The organism is Paenibacillus guangzhouensis, assembly GCF_009363075.1.
GTDB lineage: Bacteria > Bacillota > Bacilli > Paenibacillales > Paenibacillaceae > Paenibacillus_K > Paenibacillus_K guangzhouensis.
On record NZ_CP045293.1, the window covers coordinates 414745 to 431689 of the forward strand.

The 16945-nt window shown below is 50.8% G+C and carries 13 protein-coding genes and 1 riboswitch; of the genes, 2 read left to right on the forward strand and 11 right to left on the reverse strand.

What is annotated here, in order from left to right; all coding sequences use genetic code 11:
- The first annotated feature begins 63 nt into the window (after window positions 1-63).
- On the forward strand, window positions 64-4713 hold the full coding sequence (locus GCU39_RS01900; RefSeq protein ID WP_152391950.1) for an S-layer homology domain-containing protein: 4650 nt from the start codon (window positions 64-66) through the stop codon (window positions 4711-4713).
- Between the two features lie 132 nt (window positions 4714-4845).
- On the opposite strand, the gene GCU39_RS01905 is transcribed toward GCU39_RS01900, so the two are convergent.
- A complete protein-coding gene (locus GCU39_RS01905; protein WP_152391951.1) occupies window positions 4846-6420 on the reverse strand; it encodes an FAD-dependent oxidoreductase in 1575 nt (524 codons plus the stop codon).
- Window positions 6421-6672: 252 nt separating this feature from the next.
- Window positions 6673-6771, forward strand: a riboswitch (purine riboswitch).
- Between the two features lie 68 nt (window positions 6772-6839).
- Here GCU39_RS01905 and add point away from each other — a divergent pair.
- Window positions 6840-7832, forward strand: coding sequence for an adenosine deaminase (gene add, locus GCU39_RS01910; RefSeq protein WP_152391952.1), 993 nt, complete (start codon window positions 6840-6842; stop codon window positions 7830-7832).
- Between the two features lie 92 nt (window positions 7833-7924).
- On the opposite strand, the gene GCU39_RS01915 is transcribed toward add, so the two are convergent.
- From GCU39_RS01915 to GCU39_RS01960, 10 genes are all read right to left on the reverse strand, one after another.
- Complete coding sequence (locus GCU39_RS01915; RefSeq protein WP_152391953.1) at window positions 7925-9703, reverse strand: stalk domain-containing protein; 1779 nt, start codon at window positions 9701-9703, stop codon at window positions 7925-7927.
- Between the two features lie 77 nt (window positions 9704-9780).
- The gene (locus tag GCU39_RS01920; protein WP_321575618.1) at window positions 9781-10107 is read right to left on the reverse strand and encodes an EamA family transporter; all 327 of its coding nucleotides are present in this window, start codon (window positions 10105-10107) and stop codon (window positions 9781-9783) included.
- A gap of 19 nt (window positions 10108-10126) precedes the next feature.
- A complete protein-coding gene (locus GCU39_RS01925) occupies window positions 10127-10531 on the reverse strand; it encodes a DUF2304 domain-containing protein (protein ID WP_152391955.1) in 405 nt (134 codons plus the stop codon).
- Window positions 10521-11273 carry a glycosyltransferase family 2 protein gene (locus tag GCU39_RS01930; protein ID WP_152391956.1) on the reverse strand — a complete coding sequence of 251 codons (753 nt, stop codon included), beginning with the start codon at window positions 11271-11273 and terminating at the stop codon, window positions 10521-10523. Before GCU39_RS01930 ends, GCU39_RS01925 begins: the two co-directional genes overlap by 11 nt.
- Window positions 11257-12537: an ArnT family glycosyltransferase gene (locus GCU39_RS01935; protein WP_152391957.1), complete on the reverse strand. Its 1281-nt coding sequence runs from the start codon at window positions 12535-12537 to the stop codon at window positions 11257-11259. Before GCU39_RS01935 ends, GCU39_RS01930 begins: the two co-directional genes overlap by 17 nt.
- A 250-nt stretch (window positions 12538-12787) precedes the next feature.
- Complete coding sequence (locus GCU39_RS01940; RefSeq protein WP_152391958.1) at window positions 12788-14023, reverse strand: sensor histidine kinase; 1236 nt, start codon at window positions 14021-14023, stop codon at window positions 12788-12790.
- A gap of 5 nt (window positions 14024-14028) precedes the next feature.
- A complete protein-coding gene (locus tag GCU39_RS01945) occupies window positions 14029-14736 on the reverse strand; it encodes a response regulator transcription factor (protein ID WP_152391959.1) in 708 nt (235 codons plus the stop codon).
- Window positions 14737-14909: 173 nt separating this feature from the next.
- On the reverse strand, window positions 14910-15089 hold the full coding sequence (locus tag GCU39_RS01950; RefSeq protein ID WP_152391960.1) for a DUF6903 family protein: 180 nt from the start codon (window positions 15087-15089) through the stop codon (window positions 14910-14912).
- Between the two features lie 9 nt (window positions 15090-15098).
- Window positions 15099-15989: a carbohydrate ABC transporter permease gene (locus GCU39_RS01955; protein WP_152391961.1), complete on the reverse strand. Its 891-nt coding sequence runs from the start codon at window positions 15987-15989 to the stop codon at window positions 15099-15101.
- A 12-nt stretch (window positions 15990-16001) separates the two neighbouring features.
- Entirely contained in the window at window positions 16002-16895 is an 894-nt protein-coding gene (locus GCU39_RS01960) for a carbohydrate ABC transporter permease (RefSeq protein ID WP_152391962.1), read from the reverse strand.
- Between the last annotated feature and the right edge of the window lie 50 nt (window positions 16896-16945).

Below are 16945 nucleotides of genomic sequence, written 5' to 3' on the forward strand. Positions count from 1 at the left end.
CCAAGCAGCTTGCATTCGCGGCTGCTTTTTTCCTAAAAATATGTCGTGAAAGGCGGTTATGTTATGAGGTTAAATGTCCGAAGACGTATGGCCGTTCTGCTGAGTTTGGTCCTGATCATCTCTTCAGTAACCTTGGGAGCTCCCGCGGCAGTTGTGGCTGCTTTCGATACGGGAGGCAGCGAAATTACGTCTGCGGCCGCAACCGACCCCGTAAGCCTTGTTTCGAAGGATGAAGGCTTCATCCTGGAACTGACGGATATCAACCCCGGGGAGGAGGCGTTGTCTCAAAAACCGGGTTATCTGGCTTTATTCACGTATGGTGCCCGGGTGACGAGTGCCGTGTACGCGAATGATGATGTGCTTATCCGGGAGCAGAACGTTGCCCTTATGGTGGATGCCGCCGGCGTGGTGCAGGAAAAACATGGGCCGGAAAGCGACCCGCCGAATGTATGGGATCCGGAGGAACAGGTCAAGATTCCGGAAGGTGGTTATATCGTTCTGGCTAGCGACGGCTCGTGGGACGATTCCGGATATCGAAAGCCGCTGTTCCAGCATTATGAAGTCGGGGATCGGATTGCGCTGCTACGCGGCGGCGTCGAAGTGACAGCGGCGGATTTTCTGACGCAGACCCCGGAGCCCGAACCTGTGGAGAAACCCGAGCTTATGCTTATTACCCCGCCCGACACGACTGTAACTATCCCGCTGGTGGAGGTATCTGGGTACGTGAAAAACTACATGGAGGGCAAATCGATGCGCGTTACGGTTGATGATAAGGAGGTCCCCCTTACGGCCAGCGGAAGCTTCAAGCTGAATGTTTACCTGCAGCCAGGTTCGAACACGGTGACGGTCCGGCTGTGGGATGGCGAAATCGAGCAGGCTTCGGTTACGCTGAATGTCGTTTACGATACGTCGGGCCAAACGGAGGATTACATTGAGGTGGAGGCCGCGCCGACCGATATTACGATCGGTATTAAGGGGCCGCGCAAAAAGCTGGACTTTATCGACAAAGACGTCACCGGAATCGATAATATGATTGCTTTATACACCCGCGATTTCGCTGCTTCGCTGCTTGTGCCGAGGTATAACGTGGCGGTATTGGTAGATGGCAACAACCGGGTCGTTCAGATGGTCAATCCGTCTGTGGGCGGTAAGCCTCCGGTCTGGACGGGACCGACGGAGCTGGCGATCCCGGAGGACGGGTATGTGCTCATGGCCCAGGACAACAGTTACACGGGCAATGACATCAAGCGTTTCCTGGCTGAAAAATTCAAGGTTGGCGACATGATCAAGCTGCGTAAGAACGGGGAGGTCGTCGCTGTTCAGGATTTGAGAAGCGGTAATGGCTTTATTGCCAGGCTGAAGCTTGAAAATCCGCCGATGTACACGGTTACCGATCCCCAGACGGAGATTAAGGGGATGATTGAAAATATCGATGATCCGTCGGCCATCGAGCTTACGGTGAATGACGCGGTGGTTCCTTTTGCACCTGACGGTTCCTTCTCCTATTCGGCTCAGCTCCAATCTGGAACGAATTATGTGGATGTTAAGGTTTTGAAGCGCGGCACGCAACAGGATGCGAGGAGTCTTGTGATATTCAACCGTCCCGGATTGTCAACGCAGAAGGATGTTATTTTGTGGGTGGATCAGGCGTCAAACGCGAGAAGATTCCAATCCACCGACCAAGTGCGGGATTTTCTGAAGCAGGCGAAGCAAGCTGGTGTCACTTCCATCGTGCTGGACGTCAAGGGCGTGGAGGGCTTTGTCTCCTATAAGAAGAACGATTTGACCGGACGGCCTTATGTGAGCGAGATCAAGGCGCAGCAAAAAGCCGGAGCCAATCCCAATTTGGATTTGCTGCAGGAATTCATTACGCACGGCCACACGCTCGGCCTGAAAATCCATGCGGCGATTAATGATTTTGCGGAAGGGTCCATTGCTTATCAAGAATTTGCCGTCTTGAACGATCATTTGGACTGGGAGGAACGGGTTCATGTTGCTGAGAACAACGGAGAGATTAAGCGCCTTCGGGAAAGCGCCAAGCAGGGATTAGTCGCCTTCGTCAATCCTTCGAACGATGAAGTCCGGCAGTATCAGCTCGACACGTTTGAAGAAATTATCAAAAACTATCAGGTTGACGGCGTCGTCCACGATCGGGGACGTTATGACAACGAGGGGGCCGATTTTAGCGACGAAACGAGGGCCAAATTCGAGCAGTTTCTTCAGGTAAGAGGCAAACAGCTGGTAAATTGGCCGAACGACATTTTCTACTACGATCAATCGGTTCGCGTGTATGGACCGCTGATTCAGGACTGGTGGGAGTTCCGCTCGGCTACGATCCAGAGCTTTTTCGGGGAAGTCAAAAGCCTCGTTGATTCTTATGAAGCTTCCTCCGGAAGAAGTATTCAGGTATCCTCTTACGTTGGCTCTTGGTATGAGACGTATTATTTGAATGGCGTGAACTGGGGCAGCAAAAACTTCCGTTTCGATTCCCGGCTGGGGATGCCTGATGAATCGGTGTATACGCCGGCTTATTACGATACGGGGTATATTGAATATTTGGACTTTCTGATGATCGGTGCCTATCAGACCACGAGCAGCGAGGTTAAAAAGTACATTACCCTCGGCAATATCGTGACCAACGGGGAAATTCCGCTATACGCGGGCATCGCCTTGAATAATGTGCAGGAACCGGCCGTGCAGCGCGAAGTGTTTCAGGCCGGACTTGTCAGCACGAATGGTCTGATGATGTTCGACGCTTCGCAGGTGAATTGGCCCTTGATTACGGCATCGCTTCAGGATAAGGATTGGGTCAAAGACTATCAGCTCGGCACGAGCCTTCCGGGAAATCCGAACGGCTTCCTGGAAGGGGATTTTTATAACGTCAATCGGGTAGAGGGCAACATGAACGTGATGACCGACGCTTTCGGATATTCCACGGGAACGAATCATTTCGGCGTGGAGGTGGTTGTGAACGCCTCCGGGGAAGTAACGCATGTGGCTAACCGGGAGCAGGCGATCCGGTGGAACTGGGGGACGCCGGAGGAGAATAATAGCGTTATTCCGCAGGGCGGCTTTGTCATCTCCACGATCGATCCTTCTGGCGTACGCACCAAACGTCAGCTGGTGGCGAATGCTTACCATACAGGAGACCAGGTTCGTTCCGCCGTGCTTAGCGGACTGCAGGACGATGAAGGGAAGCAGGTTGCGGACAACCAGGTAAAGGTCGAGGGGCGCGCGGAAGTGCTCGGTCCCGGCAAGGTGGAGGTGCGGTTTAACGGCCAGAAGGCGGACGTGAAGTCGAACGGGGAATTTTCGGCCGTCATCCCGCTGTCTCCTGGAGCCAATGCGATAACGTTTGAAGTATATGTGGATGGGCTGAAAACCAACGGCAAGACGATCGAGATCACGCGGACGACGGGCGGGGACAACAGCGGTGGACCGGGAAGTCCCGCAAATCCAGGAAATCCTGGAAAACCATCTGCTCCCGAACGGATCAAGATGGCCAAAGAGACCGGGACGGATGGACGTATGGTTGTCCGCGCCGATGTCCAGCTTGAGACGATGATGCAGGAGCTGGAGCAGTTAGTGAAAGAAAACGCGAAGAAGCCTGAGCTTCTATACGCGATAAAAGAAGCTTCGGACAGGGTGGAGTTGAGCTTGCCCGCCGGCGGACTGCATACGGCGCTGCAGAAACTCCCCGCCGGAACGATCGTCTTGGAGACGCCAGCTGGGCGCCTAGATTTGCCGATCGCCACTGTAAAGGCGGAAATAATGGCGGCACCGGATGCCGAGGTGTTGGTGATCGCCCTTGGCAGGCTTCCCGATGCCGAGGCGTCTGCGTTAAAGACGAGGTTGTCCAAGGAGGACGCGGCAAAGCTGCTATCCTCCGTCAAGGTGAACTTTGCGCTAAGAACAGGACAGAAATTGGAGGCGTTGCCCCGGTTCAAGCAAGGATATGCCGTGCTGACGCTGTCGGTAAATGGCACCGATAAAGCTGGGCATGTTGGGGCCTATAGGTATATGCACCCACAGGATCAGCTTGTTTTTAACCCGGCCGTCATGTCGGGGTCCCAAGAAGGAAGTTTTGCCAAGCTAAGACTGCAGACCGGTGGAATATTGGCGGTTGTGCAGAAAGATAAGAGGTTCCAGGATCTGAAGGAGGATCACTGGGCTGCTCGGGCGATCGAAGAGCTGGCCTCGAAGGGATTGGTTCAAGGCGTAAGCGGGGAAGTATTCGCCCCGAACCGGCCGGTGACCCGGGCGGAGTTCACATCCCTGCTCGTTCGGGCGCTCGGGCTGAACGAAACGGCGGCGACAGCGTCCGCATATCGCGATGTGAGCGGGGACGAATGGTATGCCGGCGCGGTCACGGCAGCAGCAGCGTCAGGGCTCGTTAACGGCTATCAGGACGGCGCGTTCCGCCCGAACGAGAGCATTACGCGGGAGCAGATGAGTCTTCTGCTGGTACGCGCCATGGCGCTTGCGGGGGGCAGGCTGGATACGGGAGGCGAATCCCCAGTTAGTCTAGAGCAGTTTAACGATGCCGAAGCCATTGCCTCCTGGTCCAAGTCGGCCGTTGCCGCGGTGGTGAACGCCGGGCTCATGCAAGGGCGTTCCTCCGGTTATTTCGCTCCGTACGCCCCTTCGTCAAGAGCCGAATCGGTCGTGGTGCTGAAGCGGATGCTGCAGCTTCTCGGATATATGAACGGCTAGACATAATCCAAGCTTTCATATCCGGTGTTTATGATCGCCATAGAATCCCATGCTTCATGACGAACTCAAAGAGGCATTCCCCGGGTCTTTTCGGACTAGGGGAATGCCTCTTTTTGCCGTTAGTACAGCTATTCAAACCGAGTGAATGGACGGCCACGTGAGCTCGATGCCCGCTTGGCTGAGCCGCCGCTGAAAATCGACCAGCTCGGTCTTGTTGTTCCGCACGGCGGAAGGAATAAGCCCGCGGTCGAGACAGTAGCTCGCACAGTATCCCGCGGCTTCTCCGATGTTCCACTCCACGGGATGGAGACGGTAGCAGCCGTTCGTAATATGGGTGACCCCGATATTTTTGCAGGCGGCCAGCATATTCGTGATCCGTTTCGGGACAAGGCTGCCGAGCGGAATTTGGAAGGGCACGGAGGAGATGTCGATGTAAGGCTGGCCGCCGGTGCTCGGATGCAGATCGATGCGGTAGCAGCCGATGCCCACCGAATCGTGGAACGTCTCCGCTCGTCCGTCTGGACGGCAGTCGGTGGCTACATGCTGCTCAAGCACCGTAAATTCCGCTTGAATCCGTCTGGATTCGCGGATATACGGATACATTGCCAGTCCGTCTCTTGTGCCGACGACATCTGGGCGAAGGCGAAGGCCGGGATAGCCCTGTCCCCCGTCCCGACGGGGAGCCTCCGTCTGAAGCCAATAGAGCAGGGAGAGGCTCAACTGCTGTGCTCCATACAGATGGCGATTTCGTTCTTCTTCGCTTACGTCGATGACCGGTCCGAGCCAGTAATCGTTCTGCGGCCAGTTCACGAGCGTGACAGGGCTGTCGAACAGTCCATCCCGGAACAGGGAGGGATTCAAAATTTGGCGGTATTCGTATAGCGAAAACTTCCCGAAGCCGGGAAACAGCTCGTAGGAGACAGGCTCCATCGTTGACGGTTTGACACCGGTCAGGCTGAGCAGATGATCTGGCCAAAACGCCGGCTTGTAGTCGCGCCAAAAGGAATACTGCTCCGGTTTGTCGATTGTGTGATCTTCACCTTGTGCATAATCCAGCGCATAACACCAGGTAAAGCCCTGCATATCCATTGGCTGTGCCTCCCCTACCACGGCATGCGGCTCACCTGTCTGGCTTTGGGACTCTGCTCCTGTTATGTATTCGATGCCTGCTGCGGGAAGAAGGTCGCCGCATTCCGTGGCATCCAGGTAAAAAGGCGCGATGAGCTCAGTCAAATCACCGGTGACGCTGCATTGCATGGTGACGCTCACGATCCGGTCACCGGACGTTTCGGCCCGCAGCAGTTTATGCCGGTACAAAATCATCAAACGTCCGCTGTGGATGTAGGGCGCCAGCATTCGCTCCAGCACGGCCAGCGCTGCGCGTGGCTCATGGCAAAGTCTGCTGACGATGCCGCCGCCGGGGTTCAGCGGAACAGTGCCTCGCCCGTTATCCTTTAAAGGAAAAAAGGTTCTGTAGTATTGGCGCACGCCATCCCGGAACGCTCGATAGCTTGCCGTGCAGCCGAACGATTCGATCCATGGGTGCTCATCGGGTGGCACCGCTTGGCTGGTCAGCTGACCACCGATCCATTCGGTCTCTTCCGTCATAATCACTCTTTTTCCGGATTTGGCCGCCGCGAGCGCCGCGGCCGTACCGCCGGTTCCGCCTCCGACAATGATGATATCGGCATGCATTTCTTTACGCATCTGAACAACCTTCCTTTCACTGCAACTTTCTTTGACTAATATGGCGGCCAGAAGGCAGCCATCTCTAGTTTAAGAGCTACAGCGGCGGAACAGTACGGTCCAGCGGTGACCTTTTATGGTAATTTGATGCGGAGTTGGTATAAAAACCACCGTAATACACCTGAACGGGTACTGTGAATGTAAGGGTTTCCTATATCTGGAGTCAGGCGCCATATTGACAATCTAAACTTTTTTTATTATCCTTTTTAAAAAATTATGAATTCAATAGAATGTCGTATAACTCCAATAATATGGTTTGGAGGTCTCTACCAGGAACCGAAATTCCTGATTACGAAGAAAGTACAAGCTTTGTATTTTCTCCGTAGTCAGGAATTTTTTTCTGGTTTTTTTTGTAAAAACATATTTTCAGGAGGTCAAAAATGAACTTTTTAGCATTGCCAAAAATTGAACTTCACTGTCATTTGGATGGCAGCCTTAGGGGCGAAACGATTATCGATATTGCTCAGAAGGATGGTATTCCGTTACCCACTTTTGATAAGGATGAACTGCAAAAGGAACTGATTGCTCCGTTAGAATGTGAATCCCTTGATGAGTATTTAAAAAGATTTTCTCTTCCTAATTTGGTCATGCAGTCCAAGGAGAACTTAAGAAGAATTACTTTTGAGCTATTTGAGGATGCAACAAGGGAAAATGTGAAATATTTAGAAGTCAGATTTGCCCCGTTACTTCACACATTAAAAGGTCTTGATGTAGAAGAAGTTATTCAATCGGTTATAGAGGGGATGAGGGAAGCTGAACGCTGTTACGAAATAAAGGGAAATATCATCCTGTCTTGCATGAGGACGATGTCCGTAGAAAGCGCATTTGAGGTGGTTGAAAAGGGTAAAAAGTTCCTTGGAAAAGGTGTAGTAGCAATTGACCTATGTGCATCAGAAGAAGAAGGTTTTTGTGAAAGATTCATAGATCCAATCGCATTAGCCAAACAATATGGCTACAGGGTCACGATTCATGCCGGTGAAACGGGAATTGGTAAAAATGTTCTAGAAGCTGTTGAACTGTTGGGTGCTGAAAGAATAGGACACGGCGTATTTATTAAAGAATGCGCTGAGGCTTATAAGATCGTGAAAGAAAGACAGGTAGTGCTTGAAATGTGTCCAACAAGTAATGTCCAAACGAAAGCTGTTCAACATTATTCTGAACATCCGATTTATCAGTTTCATAAAGATGGAATTAAAGTGACAATAAATACGGATAACAGAACAGTATCAGATACTACAATGGCAAAAGAAATTCAATTCGTTGACAAAGAATTTATTCTAAGCGAAGAAGATTACCGGCAGATTTATGTAAATAGTGTAGAAGCATCCTTTGCCGACCCAGAAACGAAAGAATGGTGCATGGCACAATATTAATAGAAAATTAGGCGAAGCGGTGAGAGATAGATTCATCTAATACAGTCATGCCGGAAAAGCCCGTCAAAGCATATCGCTCTGACGGGCTCTTTTTATTTCTCAGAGATGGGCATAAAAAATAGGGCAAACGGCAAATTGCTGCCGGAGGCAGGGGATAGCCAGATTTCGACTTTCTCCTCCTGGTCTTTGGTACGGTACAACACCGTGGCACTTTGCTGGGATCCGCTAGACTTAATATCGACGACTTGCTGGTTGACCCTTGCTGAACCAAAGTATCTTCCGCCTCGAGGGTTAAAGGCGATCAGCGTATTTGGCGAGACGTGATTCAAAGTGATTTTGTAGAGCACGCCGTAATTGCCTGAATTAATAGCAACGGTGTTAAGGATCCCGTCCATCCCCTCCTGAAAACGATCTCTTGCGTTATCGGTGAGCGGCAGACGTTCCGGCTTTTGTCCAATGATCCCATCATAGGTGAACACTCGGGTTGAATCTGCAAACGTTCCGCGGACGATCGCCTCGTTCGGGTTCAAATTAGGCAGGGAGGGCATAGCCGCGATGGGGTCTTGATCCGCCCGGACCATCAACATGGTGTATTCGATCGGCCCATCGCTCGTCAGATCGGCGTTCATCGATATAATATCTCCAGGAGCAGCAACAGCAGCTCCCAGTTGAGGGAAGATCGCCACGCTCTGACCTGGTTCAATTTGTTGGTTCGACCGTTCATTACCGGTTAGGGTAGACTGCAAATACCTTGCGCCAGCCATCCGTCCAGTCACTTCAGGATGTGGAGACGGACCTGCTAAGCCTGCACTTTCAATCTGGATCGAGACGGCCGTGTCATTCCGATTGGTGGCAATCAAGTAAAATCGCGCCTTGGTATTCAAGCTGTTTTTGTGATGAGCCATCAGGCGGGTCGGTCCGGAAATGGTGTCCCGATACAGAATGCCTTCCTGATTGACGGATTCAGGTCCGCTGGTGCGGAATAAAATATAGGGCTCGGTCGTGTAAGTATACGGCAGTGCATCAAAAGATAACACCATCTCATTAATAGCGATCGAACTGCCTGGTGGAGCGATGCGCTTACCGTATTCTTCCCTGCTGTACAATACCTCGGATGTCACCTCAATCTGCTTGGTATAGGTCGAGGACAGCCCGTGCTTGTCTTTCACCGTGAGCTTGATTTCGACTATGCCGGCTTCGAAAAAGACAGGTTCGTTGTTCACCCATTCCCGGCTAGTAATCGCGTTCTCGTCATCGGTACTCTCGTCATAGATCGCTACTGGTTCACCGATCCGATACTGTTCCTTATCTGTTCGAAAATAAGCTGTTGGAGGTTCGTTCGGCGGTATTTCCGTATCGGTACTGGAACCTGAGTCCGTATTCGGGCTAACGGGGGACAGGTTGATTCGATCTCCGTCGAGCTTATAAGGGATCGCAAAGGCGGCTGTCAGCGAGGTGAGCGGGACCATCAGGACGCCTTTGTCTTCGTAGGCCTCGCCGCTCATCGTTTTCTGGCTTCCGTTGACATCGAATGTCTTCGTATGTACCCGGTACCGGGCCTCAATACTGTCTGTGGCTGCGCTTACGATTTTGGTGGTGGCATCGTAGGTGATCTTATAATTCAAGAAGCCGGCGAGAGAACGGAGACTTACATACGTTACGCCTTTCTTCACGATCGTAGAGCTGCTTAAGGTTTGCATGGTTCCGTTACTCTGGATCCGGTTGCTGTTAAGATAGAGTACGGTGATGGTTGCATTTGGAACTGCCAGCGATGCAGACTCCGTCTGAGCGGTTTCTGCGAATGCAGAAGGTGCTCCAGAAGAGGCTAACAAAATCGAGGCGGTGAGCAGAATGGCTTTTTGCAATTTCATGTAAGTGATTAACTCCTTTATAGATGGTAATAGGGTGAAAAATATTATGATGCCTTAAGCGTATCTTGCGTTGGACGTCATTTGGCGGCAATAATGGCCGCGCCCAGAACGATGACGGCGGCCCCGATCCAGCGGTTCAGCGGTACGCTCTCGCCGAAGACATACCAGGCGGCAAAAATGCCGATCGCATAAGCCAGACTTTGTAAAGGATAGGCCAGACTCAAAGGCAGACGGGACAGCACGACAAGCCACAGTCCCGTGGCCAAGGCGTAAAGCGCAATTCCGAGCAGGATCAATGGCGAGAACAAGACCGAAAAGAGATTTCCGAAGTGGATGCCCCCAGCTTGCTGCAGGCCGATTTTCCAAGCGATCTGCCCCGCAACAAGGAGAATGATATTGAGCATAAGCATCGAGTACGCCATGTCAACGAATCACCTCTGTCATCTGGACGTGAGAGGGAGCCTGCGCCGGTTGAACAGACAGGGCCTCGAGCTCTTTGATCCGCTGCTCCTGAAGCCCCAGCGTCTGGGTCAGAATAATAACCCGGTGCGTAAGGGAGGAGACGGCCATCGTCAGATGGAGCAGAATGAACAGCACGGCCACCACGCAGAGAAAATACAGCAAGGATGGCGGATAATAGATATGAATCCACTGCGCAACGATGTCGAGCAAGGACGGGAATAGAGACAGCACCATCATGACCGTGCTCATCAGCAGCCAGAGAAGCGCATATTGCTCTCGCAGTTTGCGCTTCCGAATTAATACTAGAATCGTGCCAGCGAACGCCAGGCTGATGCAAAAACTAATAAGGTAAATATTAAGATTCATAGCGATTTTCCCACGCTTTCCTTTTCATCGTCTTCATGAGCAGGACGGACAGGATGACCTTGGACATGTAGTACACCGATTTAAGCGACGATATGCTCGACACGCCGCCCTGGCGCTCATGCATGACGACCGGGATTTCGGCAAAGGACAGCTCCCGGTTATAGAGCAGCATCAGTGCCTCCACTTCGGGATAATCGGTCGGGTACTCCCGGGCGAAGAGGGAGATGGCTCGTCTTCCGCACAGACGGTAGCCCGAAGTAGGATCCGTTACAGTCCTTCCGGTCAATCGGGTCAGGAGGGTCGACAGGATACCGATCCCCATTTTGCGGGCAAAGGTGGACTGAAAGCCTTCCTTCGTGATAAACCGGGAGCCGATCACCATGTCGGCATTGGTATCGAACATGGCGAACAGAAGCCGGCCCAGATCGGACGGGCTATGTTGTCCGTCGCCATCAATTTGCACAGCATAATCGTAATGATGCTCCGCTGCATAGCGGTATCCGGTCTGAACGGCACCGCCGATACCCAAATTGCAGGTGAGGTCGATGACGTTGACCCCGGCGGCCCTAGCAATTGTGCTGGTCGCGTCGCTGGACCCGTCGTTGATGACAAGAACGTCTGCGTAAGGCGTTTCCCGGCGAAGCTGGTCGATGACCTGTGCGATGCCCTCGGCTTCGTTATAGGCAGGTACGATGACGAGCACCTTAAGAGATTGATTATGAGTTTCAGCTTGGTTCGACATGAGAAACGTCTCCTTTCTGTGAGCGGGTTGATGATGGGGTTAATTTCATCCATATGGAGCGGAGGATCGCCGCAGCGATCACCGCATCCATCATGATAATCAGCGGCATAACGGTATAGTTGTAGCGGTACTCAGGCACGAATGCCAGACGGGTGACCGTCATGACGACGACGATCAGCATGAGCAGCGTCAAAGGCTGCTTCCATCTTCGTAACGCTGCGATGAAGGCAATCGGGCAGAACCAGACAAGCGCCACATGCAGCAGGCTGCCCAGCGGACTCGGAAGCACGCGGTATAGCGGGCCGTGGCCGCTGCCGAAGTACATATTGGAATAAATGTACTTGAGCTTTCCGACGGTGTACCACTTCACAAATTCCCAGGTATGCTGCGTAAAACCGATTTTCAGCCGCTCTTTGGCGACTTCCATCTGGGTTTTGCCATGGCGGTCCACTAGGCCGTCTTCGTAGTTTTTGTCCGGGTAGGTGCCAGCCGCAAAAGGATTCACCTGAGTCGAAGCGACAACCACCTCATGCAGGGAGACGATATTACGAATCACCCATGGCGAGAGGACAATGGCGGTTCCGATGCAGGTGAATAGCAGCAGCTTTAGCGTGATACGATGTTCTTTTTTCCAGAGAAAATGAAATATGTACACCGGTACAATTAAGATCAGAAACTCTGGCCGGGTCAGTACCAACAGACCCATGATGCTTCCGCTAAGGAGAGCGAGCGTCCGTGTCTTGTTCTCAAAGGCCGCCAATTGCAAGCGAATATAGAGCATTAGGAAGAAGCAAGCCAGCGTCTCCGTGAGAATGGCTCCGTTGCTCCAGACAAAAGGCGGATATACGCTGCAGATCAGCAGTACGATGATGGCTGCCTTCGTTCCGGCTAGCTTGCGCGTGATCGTGTACGTCAGCCATAGCGTGACCAGACTCAGGATGAACTGGATATATCGGATGTGTGGGAACGGGTCATGGTTCTGATAATCGACCAGTTTGTACACCGCTGCCATGAACAGAGGGTATCCCGGGGTAACCTGAGCATTCGGCTCGGTGTCTTTATAAGCGTAAATCCCTTTTTCCAGCAGTTGTCGGACCATCACGTCGTAGTTTTTGGTGTCGTGTGAGACATGGTGGTTCACTGAGACCAGGAAATCGAGCCGCAAATACGTTGCCAGCGTGAAGATGAGTAAGATCAATAGGACGAGCAGCGTTTTTTTATAAGTGGGTGAAGCCTTGGACCTTCTTGAGCTCCTTGTGTACATTCGAGATTCGTACTCCTTCCTTCATAGACATTCAACGTATCGGGATGATTCGTCCGATGCCGATGTCTTTATCTGTATCCAAGAGTACCGGAGACATCTTAACGGGCGACTACCCAAATGCTTAACAAATACTTAAGTATTTAGTGGGTTTTGGTAATTTTTAATCGGACGGATAGCGGCAAGCGTGAACACAAAAAAGCTCCCGCCTAGTGGCTGGAGCTTTCATTGCATGCTTCAATGATGGTACGTTTCAATTTAATGGCGACGGGACTGCAGCGGGAAACCGGGTTTCAAATACCGTTTGTTTGGTAGAGCTCTCTACGGAGATTTGACCTCCGTGCACCTCGATAATACTCTTGGTGATCGCCAGTCCGAGCCCCGTGCCGCCGGTCGATTTGGAACGGGATTTTTCGACGCGGTAGAAGCGATCGAATATAAACGGAAGGTCCTGTTTCGGAATCGGTTCTCCGTAGTTGCAGATGCGCGCGCTGACGTGCCCGTTCTCCTGAACAATATATAAGTCGATATACTTGCCGCTGGTTCCGTATTTAATCGCATTGGAAATTAGATTTTCATATGCACGCACCAAGTGATCCCCATCGGCTCGTATCGTCACAGGCTGTTCCGGAGCGTGAATTTGAAGTGTCATGCCCGCCTTCTCCAAGCTGGGAACGAATTCTTCGGCCAGCTGTTTGAAGAACCCGCCCACATCAAGCTCTTCCAGATGAAGGGGCATGCCGTTGTTGATACGGGTGTACTCGAAGAGATCGTCGACGAGCTTTTTAAGAGTGAGTGATTTTTCATAAGCGATATTCATGTAATAGCGTAACTCCACCTCATCGGTATAACGATCCTTATCGATGATCTCCAGGAAACCAAGAATGGTGGTGAGGGGGGTCCGCAGATCATGGGAAACGCCTGTAATCAAGTCGTTTTTCGTCTTCTCGGCATTACGTTCTTCTTGAATGGAACGGTCGAGCTGTTCGCTCATCGCGTTGATGTTGTCCGCAATCCGGCCGAGCTCATGGTTCTCCCTGACCGGGATTTGATAATCGAAATGTCCCTTGGCGATTTCGGTTAACCCGTAATGGATTTCTTCAAGATACGAGTGTATCTGTTCGGACAAGCTGTTGATATTCTCAGCGATCGTACCAAGTTCATCGGTTGTTTTTACATCCGTGGAAGCGTGAAGCCTGCCGCTCGCCATATCCTCCAGAACAGCGCCAAGTTCCTTGGCATTCCGTACGAACGGCCGAGTGGCGTATACGTAGAGAAGCACAAAAAAGCTTAAGCCTAATACCACGGCCGTGGGCTGGGAACCGATATGGTTGATCACCCATATGAGGGGCCGGTTATAAGGGGGATAATTAATCAAATAGGTAACGAGGAGCCTGCCGAGCAGGACGAACAGCAGCGTAAGTCCGAAACAAGCGACGATGACTGCAAGGAACTTCCAGCGTATGCCGATGGATATCTTGGTCTTCATGGCAGCTACACCTCCTTCGTCGATTTCATTTTATAGCCGATGCCCCAGACGGTTTTTATGAAATCGGGGTGCTGGGAATCCTTCTCGATTTTTTCACGGAGTTTGCGAATATGGACCATGACCGTGTTTTTCGATTCCATGAATGGCTCGTTCCATACTTCCTCATAAATTTTGTCCATGCTGAGCACGATTCCTTGATTAAAGGCGAGCAGTTTCAAAATATCAAACTCACGGGGCGTCAGCTTCACCTCTTGATCATCTACCGTTACGGTATGCGTGGCGGTGTTTATTACCAAGTCGTCGATGATGATTTCATTTTCTGCGGGCTTGCTGCGGTAGTTTAACAGCTTGTACCGGCGAATTTGGGATTTGACCCGGGCGACCAGCTCCAGCGGATTGAACGGCTTGGTGACATAGTCGTCAGCACCGATGCTGAGGCCAGAAATTTTGTCGATATCCTGGCTTTTCGCCGATAGCATAATGATCGGGGTATTGTTCTCCTCGCGGATTTTCATGCACGCCTCAATCCCGTCCATTTTGGGCATCATGACATCGAGAATGATCAGATCCACTGGATTGCTGCGCAGGACGTCCAAGGCTTCCAGGCCGTTCGCCGCTTTATATAGAACGTATCCTTCATTTTTTAGATAAATTTCGATCAGTTTAATGATTTCTTTCTCATCATCAACGAGAAGAATGGCTTCTCTGGACATGCTGTATTTACACCTCTTTGAATGATATAAGAACTAAGCGTTAGCTATACATAGGATTATACACCAAAACCCTTAACAGGTAGGTTATGAAATCCTTAACATTCACTTAAGTTCCATAGGAATGAAAAAAAGGAAAGGATGGATACCTTCCATGGCTATCCATCCTTTCCTTTTTATTTGTATTTGCGATTATAGATCCACAGTAGGCCAATCAACATCGCGAGTCCTAAGAGCATGAGTCCAAGCCCGGAAGCGCCGATATTTTTCTGACCGATGACGACGAACGCGATTGCGGCAATAAAAATGATCAACATGAACACTTTGCGTAACGAGTTTATGAATGAATCGCTCATAATATCACCTTAACCTTTCAGCCCGCCCATGGTCATGCCTTGGGTAAGCTTCTTTTGTACGAGAATATAAAGAATAAGGGTTGGCAGCATGACAAGTACGAGGCCTGCATACATCTGGCCATACTGGACAGCAGATTTTTGCGCTGCCATCAGATTCATGAGGCCGACGGGCAGAGTTCTCAGTCCCGGCTTGGTCAATAGCGTCATGGAAATGATATATTCGTTCCAGAAGGAAAGGAAATTGAACAAGATTACGGTTACAATGCTCGGTTTAGCCATCGGCATAATGATTTGCACCATCGTTCGGAAATAGCCGGCACCGTCTACCGAAGCCGCTTCTTCGTATTCCTTAGGCAACGACTTGAAATATCCCGACAGAAGGTAGATGGTGAACGGCAGCGCCATCGCGGCGTACACCAACGCCAGCATAAACAAATTATTCAGGAAAAAAGGATGTCCGATGATGCTGCGCATCGCTTTATCTCCGTTGTTGAGCATGAGAAAGATCGGTACGACAATATAGTTCACATTAATGAACAATCCAGCCATGAACAGCATGTTCCAGAAAGCATTCCCTTTAAATTTGAACCTTGATAGAACATAGGCTGCCGGCAAGGCAATGACGAGAAGCAGACCAAGCGCGATTACCGTGACGATAACGGAGTTGAGCATGTAGCTGCCCATTTGTGCTTTTTGCCATGCATCCGCAAAGTTGGTCAGATAGATCCCTTCTGGAAATGTCCATGGATTGCCGTAAAATTCAGCATCTTGTTTAATCGAGGCAATGAATACCCAAGCTACCGGGACGATAATGAGGATCGCAAGTGTAATCAGCAGCAAGTAGATGAAGGCTTTATAGAACTTGCCTCCCGTCTTCCGTGTATGGTTGTCTGTCTTCATTTTGTCCCCTCCTTAATATTCCAGATGCTCTCGTCTGGTAACTGCGTTCAGGATTGCCGCAAGCGCAAAGGAGAACAGGAACACCACGACACCGATTGCCATGCCGTAACCATACGAGGAATTCGTATAGGCTTCCTTGTACATGTAACTCAGGATGACCTCGGTCGCGCCGTCCGGACCGCCACCTGTCATCGCCGTTACGAACAAGAAGCTCATATTAATCGTGCTGATGATGAAAAAGGTTAGCGTCGTGCGGATATTCGTCCAGATGAGTGGAATCGTGATATTGAAAAATTGATGCATCCGACTTGCGCCCTCGAGCCCAGCCGATTCATATAAGCTTTCCGGGATGTTAGCCATGCTTGCCATGTACATGACCATGTAATAACCGATGGCTTGCCAGATCATCGCGCCTGCGAGACTGAAAATAACAATTTTCTGATTTCCAAGCCAGAGGGTCGGTTCTGATCCGGCTCCACGGAATAGATTGAGGAATGCGTTCAACAGTCCGCTGTTCGGATCATAAATCGCCGAGAAGATGGCGCTAATCACGACAACCGATAGAATGTTCGGAATGTAAAACACGATTCGGAACATATTTTGTCCCTTCAGCTTCTCGCGTGTCAGCATGGACGCAAATACAAGGGCGAAGGCGAATGTCACGACGGACACGATGACGATCAGCAGGATGCTGTTTTGAAATGCTTGATAAAATTTATCGCTGTGAAAAAGTTTGGTGAAATTTTGCATTCCCACAAAGGTTTTGTCATCTGTGTAACCACCCCACTTGTACAATGACATACGGAACACGTCAATCGTCGGGATAATTAGAAAGATGACAAACAGGATTACAGCGGGTGTAAGACAAAAGAAGATAAATCTTCCTTTTCCTTTGTTGTATTTCATTGTCTTAACTCCTTCCTAAGGTAAAAATAATGGTGGGTAGCCTTGCTTCC

Bases quoted from the DNA above. Each gene is read 5' to 3' on its own strand.
- GCU39_RS01900 (WP_152391950.1), top strand. From the start codon at position 64: ATGAGGTTAAATGTCCGAAGACGTATGGCCGTTCTGCTGAGTTTGGTC.
- GCU39_RS01905 (WP_152391951.1), bottom strand. From the start codon at position 6,420: ATGCGTAAAGAAATGCATGCCGATATCATCATTGTCGGAGGCGGAACC.
- add (WP_152391952.1), top strand. From the start codon at position 6,840: ATGAACTTTTTAGCATTGCCAAAAATTGAACTTCACTGTCATTTGGAT.
- GCU39_RS01915 (WP_152391953.1), bottom strand. From the start codon at position 9,703: ATGAAATTGCAAAAAGCCATTCTGCTCACCGCCTCGATTTTGTTAGCC.
- GCU39_RS01920 (WP_321575618.1), bottom strand. From the start codon at position 10,107: ATGCTCAATATCATTCTCCTTGTTGCGGGGCAGATCGCTTGGAAAATC.
- GCU39_RS01925 (WP_152391955.1), bottom strand. From the start codon at position 10,531: ATGAATCTTAATATTTACCTTATTAGTTTTTGCATCAGCCTGGCGTTC.
- GCU39_RS01930 (WP_152391956.1), bottom strand. From the start codon at position 11,273: ATGTCGAACCAAGCTGAAACTCATAATCAATCTCTTAAGGTGCTCGTC.
- GCU39_RS01935 (WP_152391957.1), bottom strand. From the start codon at position 12,537: ATGTACACAAGGAGCTCAAGAAGGTCCAAGGCTTCACCCACTTATAAA.
- GCU39_RS01940 (WP_152391958.1), bottom strand. From the start codon at position 14,023: ATGAAGACCAAGATATCCATCGGCATACGCTGGAAGTTCCTTGCAGTC.
- GCU39_RS01945 (WP_152391959.1), bottom strand. From the start codon at position 14,736: ATGTCCAGAGAAGCCATTCTTCTCGTTGATGATGAGAAAGAAATCATT.
- GCU39_RS01950 (WP_152391960.1), bottom strand. From the start codon at position 15,089: ATGAGCGATTCATTCATAAACTCGTTACGCAAAGTGTTCATGTTGATC.
- GCU39_RS01955 (WP_152391961.1), bottom strand. From the start codon at position 15,989: ATGAAGACAGACAACCATACACGGAAGACGGGAGGCAAGTTCTATAAA.
- GCU39_RS01960 (WP_152391962.1), bottom strand. From the start codon at position 16,895: ATGAAATACAACAAAGGAAAAGGAAGATTTATCTTCTTTTGTCTTACA.